General features: G+C 67.5%; 7 protein-coding genes. 2 read left to right on the top strand and 5 right to left on the bottom strand.

Annotated elements, in window-relative coordinates; translation table 11 throughout:
- Window positions 1–319: 319 nt before the first annotated feature.
- Window positions 320–2,440, bottom strand: a complete 2,121-nt coding sequence (locus tag ACCC97_RS05585; RefSeq protein WP_413331816.1) for an ATP-dependent helicase — start codon at window positions 2,438–2,440, stop codon at window positions 320–322.
- Between the two features lie 223 nt (window positions 2,441–2,663).
- Between ACCC97_RS05585 and corA the strand changes: the two genes are divergently transcribed.
- Both corA and ACCC97_RS05575 read left to right on the top strand, forming a co-directional pair.
- Entirely contained in the window at window positions 2,664–3,650 is a 987-nt protein-coding gene (gene corA / locus ACCC97_RS05580; RefSeq protein WP_007832681.1) for a magnesium/cobalt transporter CorA, read from the top strand.
- Window positions 3,651–3,707: 57 nt separating this feature from the next.
- A complete protein-coding gene (locus ACCC97_RS05575; protein WP_007832679.1) occupies window positions 3,708–4,460 on the top strand; it encodes a YoaK family protein in 753 nt (250 codons plus the stop codon).
- Here the strand turns inward: ACCC97_RS05575 and ACCC97_RS05570 are convergent.
- Genes ACCC97_RS05570 through ACCC97_RS05555 form a run of 4 tightly spaced genes read right to left on the bottom strand, consistent with a single transcriptional unit; the run spans window position 4,453 to window position 8,946 of the window.
- Window positions 4,453–5,220, bottom strand: a complete 768-nt coding sequence (locus ACCC97_RS05570; protein WP_413331815.1) for a 5'-methylthioadenosine/adenosylhomocysteine nucleosidase — start codon at window positions 5,218–5,220, stop codon at window positions 4,453–4,455. The two genes, ACCC97_RS05575 and ACCC97_RS05570, sit on opposite strands and share 8 nt — an antisense overlap.
- A 3-nt stretch (window positions 5,221–5,223) precedes the next feature.
- Entirely contained in the window at window positions 5,224–6,855 is a 1,632-nt protein-coding gene (locus ACCC97_RS05565) for an ABC transporter substrate-binding protein (protein ID WP_007832675.1), read from the bottom strand.
- A 37-nt stretch (window positions 6,856–6,892) separates the two neighbouring features.
- Window positions 6,893–7,924, bottom strand: coding sequence for a dipeptide ABC transporter ATP-binding protein (locus ACCC97_RS05560; RefSeq protein ID WP_413331814.1), 1,032 nt, complete (start codon window positions 7,922–7,924; stop codon window positions 6,893–6,895).
- Window positions 7,921–8,946 (bottom strand): ABC transporter ATP-binding protein, encoded by a 1,026-nt coding sequence (locus ACCC97_RS05555; protein WP_042673286.1) that lies wholly within the window; start codon window positions 8,944–8,946, stop codon window positions 7,921–7,923. The genes ACCC97_RS05560 and ACCC97_RS05555 overlap by 4 nt, the downstream gene beginning before the upstream one ends.
- Between the last annotated feature and the right edge of the window lie 40 nt (window positions 8,947–8,986).

The following is an 8,986-nucleotide window of genomic DNA, read 5'->3' as shown; positions in this document are numbered from 1 at the left end:
TTTTTTTCTGTTGGGGCCATTTCCCCCCCGTGGTATTTCGCTTTGGGGGGCCCACACCGGGGTGGGTGGGGGGGGGGGGGCGGGGGGAAGAAAAGAAGAAGGCAGAGGGCAAGTTCGATTCACTATGCCCAAGCTGTCACGGTATTGCAATACCTGAGTTGCCCGGGGTTTCTGCGCTTTGTGTGCGGCATTTCACACGCTAGCGAATCGATAGCATCTGCCGCGCGCAGGGCAGGCGATGCGGCGATTCATCCGGAACAAGTGTTTCATCTTCCGGCAGCGCGTGACCCTGCCGCCGGAAGGGCCGGCAGCTGCCCAGTCAACGCCAGGCCGCGCGCATCCGGTTGCGCAGGTCGATCACCGCGCTCGGCGGCGGCACGGCCGGCGGCCGCTCCGGCGGAGGGGGCCAGGTCTGCTGCTCGAAGCCGGCCAGATCGGCTTCGGCAATGAAGCGCGTGCGGTTGGCATACAGGTGCCGATCGCCGCGCGCCGCCTGCTGCGTGATGTGGAAGCGCTGCGGCACCAGCAGGTGCAGGTGGTCGCGCGCCCGGGTCATCGCCACGTAGAGCAGCCGGCGCTCTTCTTCCAGCTCGTGCGCGCTCTGCGCCACGTCGGCCGGCAGGCAGCCGTCGACCACGTTGAGCACATGTACGGAGTTCCATTCCTGCCCCTTGGCCGAGTGGATGGTCGAGAGGATCAGGTAGTCCTCGTCGAGCAGCGGCGGGCCCGGGCGGTCGCTGGTGGCCTCGGGCGGGTCGAGCGTGAGTTCGGCGAGGAAGCGTTCGCGCGAGGCATACCCGGCGGCGAGGCGGGCCAATTGCTCGACGTCGGCGCGTCGCACGCCGGACGTGTCCTCGTACAGGCGCTCCAGGTGCGGCAGATACCAGGCCATCGCCAGTTCGACATCGGCCGGCCACTTCAGCGCCGGCGCGCGCAAGGCGGCGTAGGCTGCAGCGAAGTCGCCCCATTGCGCGCGAGCAGTGGCCGGTGGCACGAAGTCGCGCACTGCCGCGGCCGGGTCTGCCGCCTGGTCCATCGCATCGAGCAGCCGCGCGCCGGTCACGGGGCCTATGCCCGGTATCAGTTGCGTCACACGGAACCCCGCCATGCGCCCACGCGGGTTCTGCGCAAAACGCAGCACCGCGAGCAGGTCCTTCACATGCGAGGCCTCGAGAAACTTGAGCCCACCGAACTTCACGAAGGGGATGTTGCGCCGTGCCAGTTCGAGTTCGAGCGCCGCGCTGTGCGTCGAGGTGCGGAACAGCACCGCCTGCGACTTCAGCGCCAGCCCGCCTTCGCGGTGCGCCAGCACCTTGTCGGCCACCCAGCGTGCCTGCCCGGCCTCGTCGGGCACGAGCACCAGCAGCGGCTTGCCGGCCGAGGGCTTGTCGGTCCACAGCGTCTTGGCGTGCCGCTCGGCGGCCTGCGCGATCACGCGGTTCGAGACGTCCAGGATCGGCTGCGTCGAGCGGTAGTTGCGCTCCAGCGTGACGACTCTGGCCTGCTGCGTGAACTGCGACGGAAAGTCGAGGATGTTGCGCACCGTCGCGCCGCGAAACGAGTAGATCGACTGCGCGTCGTCGCCCACCACCGTCACCCCGCGTCCATCGGGCTTGAGCGCCAGCAGGATCGAGGCCTGCAGCAGGTTGGTGTCCTGGTACTCGTCGATCAGCACATGATCGAAGCGCGCGCCGATGTGCGCGGCCAGCGCGGGCTCGGCGGCCATCCCGGCCCAGTAGAGCAGCAGGTCGTCGTAGTCGAGCACGTTCTGCTGCTGCTTGGCCTCGACATACGCACCGAACAGCTTCTTCAGCTCGGCCTCCCATTCGCCGCACCAGGGAAAGGCTTCCTTCAGCACCTGGGCCAGCGGCGCGCGCGTGTTGACGCAGCGCGAGTAGATCGACAGGCAGGTGCCCTTGCGCGGAAAACGGTTCACGGTGGAAGACAGGCCCTGCTCATGGCGCACCAGCCCCATCAGGTCTTCGGCATCGCCGCGGTCATGGATCGTGAAGTTCTCGCCGAGCCCGATCTGCGGCGCGTACTCGCGCAGCAGCCGCGCGCCGATGCCGTGGAAGGTGCCGGCCCACGGCAGCGCGGGCGGCACCTCGGACTTCAGGCCGAGCACCCGCGCCAGCACCTGGCCGGCGCGGCGCTCCATCTCCTGCGCGGCGCGGCGCGAGAAAGTCAGCAGCAGCAGCCGCTGCGGATCGACACCGCCCGCGATCAGGTGTGCGACGCGGTGCGCCAGCGTGCTGGTCTTTCCCGAGCCGGCGCCGGCAATGACGAGCAGCGGCCGCTCGTCGCGCTCGGCTATCGCAGCACCCACGCCATGCTCGACCGCAGCGCGCTGCGCATCGTTGAGCGTCGCAAGCGCGGCGGCCAGGCGCTCGGCCTGGGTCTTCGGCGCGGCGGGAAAAACAGGGAGCGCAGCGGTCTGCATGGAGAGCGACTTTACTGTATGTCCGTCCAGCCCAAGCATGGGGCAGCCATGTGGCCGGTGACATAATCGCGCCTCGCTGCAACCGGAGATTCTTCCTATGGAAACCGCCCCGTCTCGGCAGCTTTCAACTCCCTTTCACTGACGCTTTTTTCGCGCGTCGGGCCCGGGAATTGAAAGCGCCCCTCCCTCGCCCAACGTTTCAGTCATACCCGGGAGTGAGCCCATGCTCAACATCTTTACGCTCGCCAACGGCCGCCTCGTCCAGGAAGAGATCGAGTCGCTCGAGGAGCTCTCCAGGTTCCAGCCGATCTGGGTCGACCTCGAGTCGCCCACGCTCGAAGAGAAGCGCTGGATCAAGCAGTACTACGGCCTCTCGATTCCCGAAGACGCGATGGACGAGGACATCGAGGAGTCGGCCCGCTTCTACGAGGAAGACAACGGCGAGCTGCACATCCGCTCCGACTTCCTGATCGACGACGACGAAGATCCGCGCTCGGTGCGCGTGGCGTTCATCCTGAACCAGCACAACACCGAGCTTCGCAGCCGCGGTGTGCTGTTCTCGATCCACGACGAGGACGTGCCCGTGTTCCGGCTGCTGCGCATGCGCGCGCGCCGCGCGCCCGGGCTCATCGAGGACGCGAAGGAAGTACTGCTCAAGCTGTTCGATGCCGACGCCGAGTACTCGGCCGACACGCTCGAGAACATCTACGACGAACTCGAGATCGCGGGCAAGAAAGTGCTCGAGGGCAACGTCAGCGACGAGTTGGCCGGCGAGGTGCTGGGCGCCATCGCTCGCCAGGAAGACTTGAACGGCCGCATCCGCCGCAACGTGATGGACACGCGCCGCGCGGTCAGCTTCATGATGCGCAGCCGCATGCTCAACGCCGAGCAGTTCGAGGAGGCGCGGCAGATCCTGCGCGACATCGAGTCGCTCGACAACCACACGGCCTTCCTGTTCGACAAGATCAACTTCCTGATGGATGCGACCGTCGGCTTCATCAACATCAACCAGAACAAGACCATCAAGATCTTCTCGGTGGCCAGCGTCGCATTGCTGCCGCCCACGCTGATCGCGAGCATCTACGGCATGAACTTCAAGTTCATGCCCGAGCTCGACTGGTCGCTGGGCTATCCGTATGCCATCGTGCTGATGGCGGCCAGCGCGCTGGTGCCGATGTGGTACTTCCGCCGGCGCGGCTGGCTCAAGTAGGCGCCGCGCGGCGGGTGCTAGAGTGGCTGGCAGCAAGCGCTGACCCGGAGAGCCACAGTGCGCAGAATCCGCTTCCTCACCAACCGCCACCGCGCGCCGTCGACCAACACCGCGCTGGGCCTGCTGCTGGCCTTCAATGCCGGGGCCGTCAACGCGGGCGGATTCCTCGTGCTTCACATGTACACCTCGCACATGACCGGCTTCGCCTCGCAGCTGGCGGACGGCATGGTGCTGGGCAACGTCAAGCTGCTGCTGAACGCGCTCGGCGCGATCCTGGCCTTCGTGACCGGCGCCGCGGTCTGCGCCATGCTGGTGAACTGGGGCCGGCAGCACCGCATGCACGGCGTCTACGCCCTGCCGCTGATGCTCGAAGCTGCGCTGATGTTCCCATTCGGGCTCATGGGCGCGATCACGCTGACCTGGCCCACGCCCTTCGCCGTGCCGCTCACGGTGCTGCTGCTGTCCTTCATCATGGGCCTGCAGAACGCGGTGGCGTCGAAGACCTCGGGCGGCAGCATCCGCACCACCCACATGACGGGCAACATCACCGACATGGGGATCGAGATCGGCAAGATGCTCTACTGGAACGGCCGCGCCGGATCCGCCCCGATGGCGGTGCGCCACGACCGCCGCCGCATGCGCCGCGCGGGCGGCTTGGTCGGCATGTTCGTGCTCGGCGGGGCGGTGGGAGCGCTCGGCTTCAAGTACGTGGGGTTTGTCTGCGTCGTGCCACTGGCCGCGCTGCTGCTCGCACTGTCGATACCGCCGCTGCTGCGCGACATTCCGCGGCGCGGCGCCTCGCTCAGCTGACGGCCGGCAGCGTGGCGAGCCAGGCGCCGACCAGCGCGAGGCTGTAGCGGCTCGCGACCAGCGAGACGAAGCGCGCGAAGTCGCCATGCGCTTCGTCGTCCGCGCGGTCGGAGATCGTTCGCATGGCCGCGAAGGGCACGCCGTAGTCGTGGCACACCTGCGCCACCGCCGCGCCTTCCATCTCGACCGCAAGCGCATCGGGCAGATCGCGCCGCAGCGCTTCACTCTCGGCGGTGGTCGACACGAAGCGGTCGCCGCTGGCCAGCAGGCCCCGGTGCACCTTCGGCGACTGCAGGCCGAACTCTTCGACGGCCGCCCGTCCCGTCAGTGCCACAGGATCGCGCAGCACGCCGGCGGCAACGCCCGACAGCGCATCGCCGATCGCGCGGTCCGCAACGAAACGCGACAGGCCCATCAACGGCACTTCGTACTTCGGGAAGATCGGCGATGCATCGAGATCGTGCTGCAGCAGTTCGGTCGCGACCACCACGTCCCCCACGCGCACGCCCGGCGCGAGCCCGCCCGCCACGCCCGTGAACACGACGGCCCGCACGCCGAAGCGTTCGAGCAGCACCGTGGCGGTGACCGCGGCCGCGACCTTGCCGATGCGCGACAGCACCGCGACCACGGGCTGGCCCTGCAGGTGGCCGACCCAGAAGTCGCGGCCGGCGACGCGCACGCGCTGCTCGTCGGGCATCTGCGCAAGGAGCGCACTCAACTCCTCGTGCATCGCGGCGACGATGGCAACGGGCGCGTGCATCGGCTACTTGATATCCACGCCGTAGAAGGTGTGGCGGCCGAACGGACTGAGCTTGAAGTCGACGACCTCCTTGCGCACCGGCTTCAGCTGCACCGCGTGCGCGATGGTGAACCACGGCGCCTGCTCCTTGAAGATGAGCTGTGCCTTCTTGTAGAGCGCGTCGCGCTCGGCCTGCTTGGTGACGCTCTTGGCCTTCACCACGAGGTCTTCGTACGGCTGGTAGCAGAACTTCGAGATGTTGCTGCCGCTGGCCGATTTGGCCGAAGCGCAACCCAGCAGCGTGTAGAGGAAGTTGTCGGGGTCGCCGTTGTCCCCTGTCCAGCCCAGCATGCCCATCTGGTGTTCGCCGGCCTGCAGGCGCTTGCGGTACTCGCCCCACTCGAAGCTCTTGATCTCGGCCTTGACGTTGATCTTGGCGAGGTCGGCCTGCATCAGCTCGGCGATGCGCTTGGCGTTCGGGTTGTACGGGCGCTGCACCGGCATGGCCCACAGGTCGGTCGAGAAGCCGTCGGGGAAGCCGGCCTGCGCCAGCAGCTTCTTCGCGGCTTCGGGGTCGTAGGGGTCGTCCTTCACCGCGTCGTTGTAGGACCACATGGTCGGCGGAATCGGGTTCTTCGCGGCCACGCCGGTCGAGAGGTACACGCCGTCGATGATGGCCTTCTTGTTGATCGCCATGTTGATGGCCTTGCGTACGCGCACGTCGTCGAAGGGCTTCTTCGTGGTGTTGTACGAGAGGTAGCCGACGTTCAGGCCGGGCTGCTCGAGCAGCTGAACATTCGGATCCTTGCGGATCGCGTCGAGGTCGGCCGGGTTCGGGTACGGCATGACATGGCACTCGCCCTTCTGCAGCTTGGCCCAGCGCACCGATGCGTCGGGCGTGATCGCGAACACGAGGTCGTCGATCTTGGCCTTGCCGCCCCAGTACTGCGGGAAGGCCTTGAAGCGAATGATCGCGTCCTTCTGGTACTGCACGAGGTAGAAGGGGCCGGTGCCGATCGGGTCCTGGTCGACCTTCTCGGGCGTGCCGGCCTTCAGCATGGCGATGGCATATTCCTTCGACTGGATGCCGGCGTACTGCATCGCCAGGTTGGCCAGGAACGGCGCCTCGGGCTGGTTGAGCACGATCTTCACCGTGTAGTCGTCGATGCGGTCCACCGTCTTCAGCAGCTTGGGCATGCCCATGTCGTTGAAGTACGAGTGGTTCTGGCTCGTGACCTTGAAAAACGGGTCGCTCTCCTTCCACTGGCGCTCGAGCATGAAGATGAAGTCGTCGGCGTTGAAGTCGCGCGTGGGCTTGAAGCTCTTGCTGGTGCTGTGCCACTTCACGCCCTTGCGCAGGTGGAAGGTGTACTGCGTGCCGTCGGCGGAGATGTCCCACTTCTCGGCCAGGCCCGGCACGACCTTGGTGCCGCCACGCTCGAATTCGACGATGGTGTTGTAGACCTGCGTGGTCACGTCGAACGAGGTGCCGGTGGTGTTCATCCCGGGGTAGAAGTTCTCCGGGCTTCCTTCGGAGCAATACACCAGCGTCTTGGCAGACACCGCGCCGCAGGCCAGGGTAAGGGCTGCAAGCGCTGTCGGCGCCAGGAGCGCCAGGCTTCGTGAGCGGCGCGAAACGGTGGGCTGGGTCTTCATGGGGACTCCTTGAGACAGGGTTGAGAAAAGCCGCCGCCTACGGCGCGGCGAGCACGGGACCATCGGCGCGCACGGGGGCCGCGCCATCGAGAAACTGCTCGGCGTAGTGGCAGGCCACCAGACGTTCGTCGAGTAAGCGCAGCAGCGGCCGCTCCTCGCGGCAGCGCGGTTGCACGTGCGGGCAACGCGTGCTGAAGACGCAGCCGGGAGGCGGGCTCAGCGGCGACGGCAGCTCGCCCTTGAGCACGATGCGCCGGCTGCTGAGCCCCGGCGTGGACGCCAGCAGCGCCTGCGTGTACGGATGCAGCGGCCGCGCGAAGATGCGCGACTTGGGGCCCTGCTCCACCGCGTGGCCGAGGTACATCACGAGCACGTCGTGCGCGATGTGGCGCACCACGCCCAGGTCGTGCGAGATGAAAAGGTACGCCAGGCCCAGTTCGGCCTGCAGGTCGGCCAGCAAATTGAGCACCTGCGCCTGGATCGACACGTCGAGCGCAGACACCGGCTCGTCGGCCACCAGGAGGCGCGGGTTGAGCATCAGCGCGCGCGCGATGGCGATGCGCTGGCGCTGGCCGCCCGAGAACATGTGCGGGTAGCGGTTGGCGTACTCGGGCCGCAAGCCCACGCGCGCGAGCATGTCGCCGGCCTTGGCGGCGCGCTCCGACTTGCCCATGGTGGTGTTGATGGCGAGCGGATCCTCGAGCACCGTCGAGATCTTCTTGCGCGGATTGAGCGAGCCGTAGGGGTTCTGGAACACCAGCTGCACGGCCTGGCGCAGCTCGCGCCTGCGTTCGGACGGCGGGTTCACCGCGTCGGCCCCCACCAGCGTGAGCTGCCCCGCGGTCGGCTTCTCGATCAGCGCGACCATGCGCGCCAGCGTCGACTTGCCGCAGCCCGACTCGCCGACCACGGCCAGCGTGCGCCCGCGCTCGATGCGAAAGGAAATGTCGCCCACGGCCCGCAGGTGCGCGGGCGCGCGAAACAGCCCACGGCGGATGTCGTAGGTGCGCTGGAGGTTGCTCGCCTCCACGACCACTTCGGTCGAAACGGCGTTCGATGCCCCGCTCATGGCAGCACCTCGATCGCCTGTTGCCGCGGCGGGTCTTGCGCGATGGCCGCCATGCGCCCCGGTTCGCCGAGCGGAAAGTGGCAGCGCACCTCGGCGCCCTGCGATTCGCGCAGCGCCGGCCGCACCTGGCAGGCACGCTCGGTGACGTAGCCGCAGCGCGGCGCGAACAGGCAGCCCGCGGGCCGGTCGTGCACGCCCGGCACCACGCCGCTGATGGTGGCGAGCCGCCCCTCGGGCGCAGCGCGTTCCGGCAGCGCCGCCAGCAGGGCCTCGGTGTACGGATGCTGCGGCGATGCGAAGAGCCGGTCGACGCGCTGGTGCTCCATCACCTGCCCCGCGTACATCACGGCGATGCGCTGCGCCATCTCGCTCACCACGCCCATGTTGTGCGTGATGAGCACCAGCGCCATGCCGCGCTCCTTCTGCAGCTCGCGCAGCAGGTCGAGGATCTGCGCCTGGATGGTCACGTCGAGCGCGGTGGTCGGCTCGTCGGCGATCAGGAGGCGCGGATTGCAGGCGATGGCCATGGCGATCATCACGCGCTGGTTCATGCCGCCCGAGAGCTGGTGCGGATAGCTGCCCAGGCGCGACGATGCGGCCGGAATGCCCACCTGCTCGAGCAGTTCGGTCGCGCGCTTCTTCGCTTCGCGCTTGTCGAGCTTCAGATGCAGCCGCAGCGTTTCCATGAGCTGGAAGCCGATGGTGAAGCAGGGGTTGAGGCTGGTGGTCGGCTCCTGGAAGATCATCGCGACCTCCTTGCCGACCAACGCGCGGCGCGCCTTGTCGGAGATGCCGAGCAGGTCCTTGCCCGCGAAGCGCATGTGCTCGGCGCGCACGCGGCCCGGAAAGCCGACGAGGCCCATCAGCGCCATCATCGTGACGCTCTTGCCCGAACCCGACTCGCCGACGATGCCGAGCACCTCGCCTTCTTCGAGCGTGAGGCTCACGCCGTCCACCGCATGCAGCACGCCGCCCTGCGTCGGGAACTCGACGTGCAGGTCCTTGATGTCCAGGAGACTCATCTCACCCCCAGTCTTCGCGCACTTCGTGTCGCTGCGCCAA

Source organism: Variovorax sp. Varisp85, assembly GCF_047304045.1.
Classification (GTDB): Bacteria; Pseudomonadota; Gammaproteobacteria; order Burkholderiales; family Burkholderiaceae_C; genus Variovorax.
The sequence above is the reverse complement of the archived record's forward strand: the minus strand, read 5'-3'. Positions and strand labels throughout refer to the sequence as shown.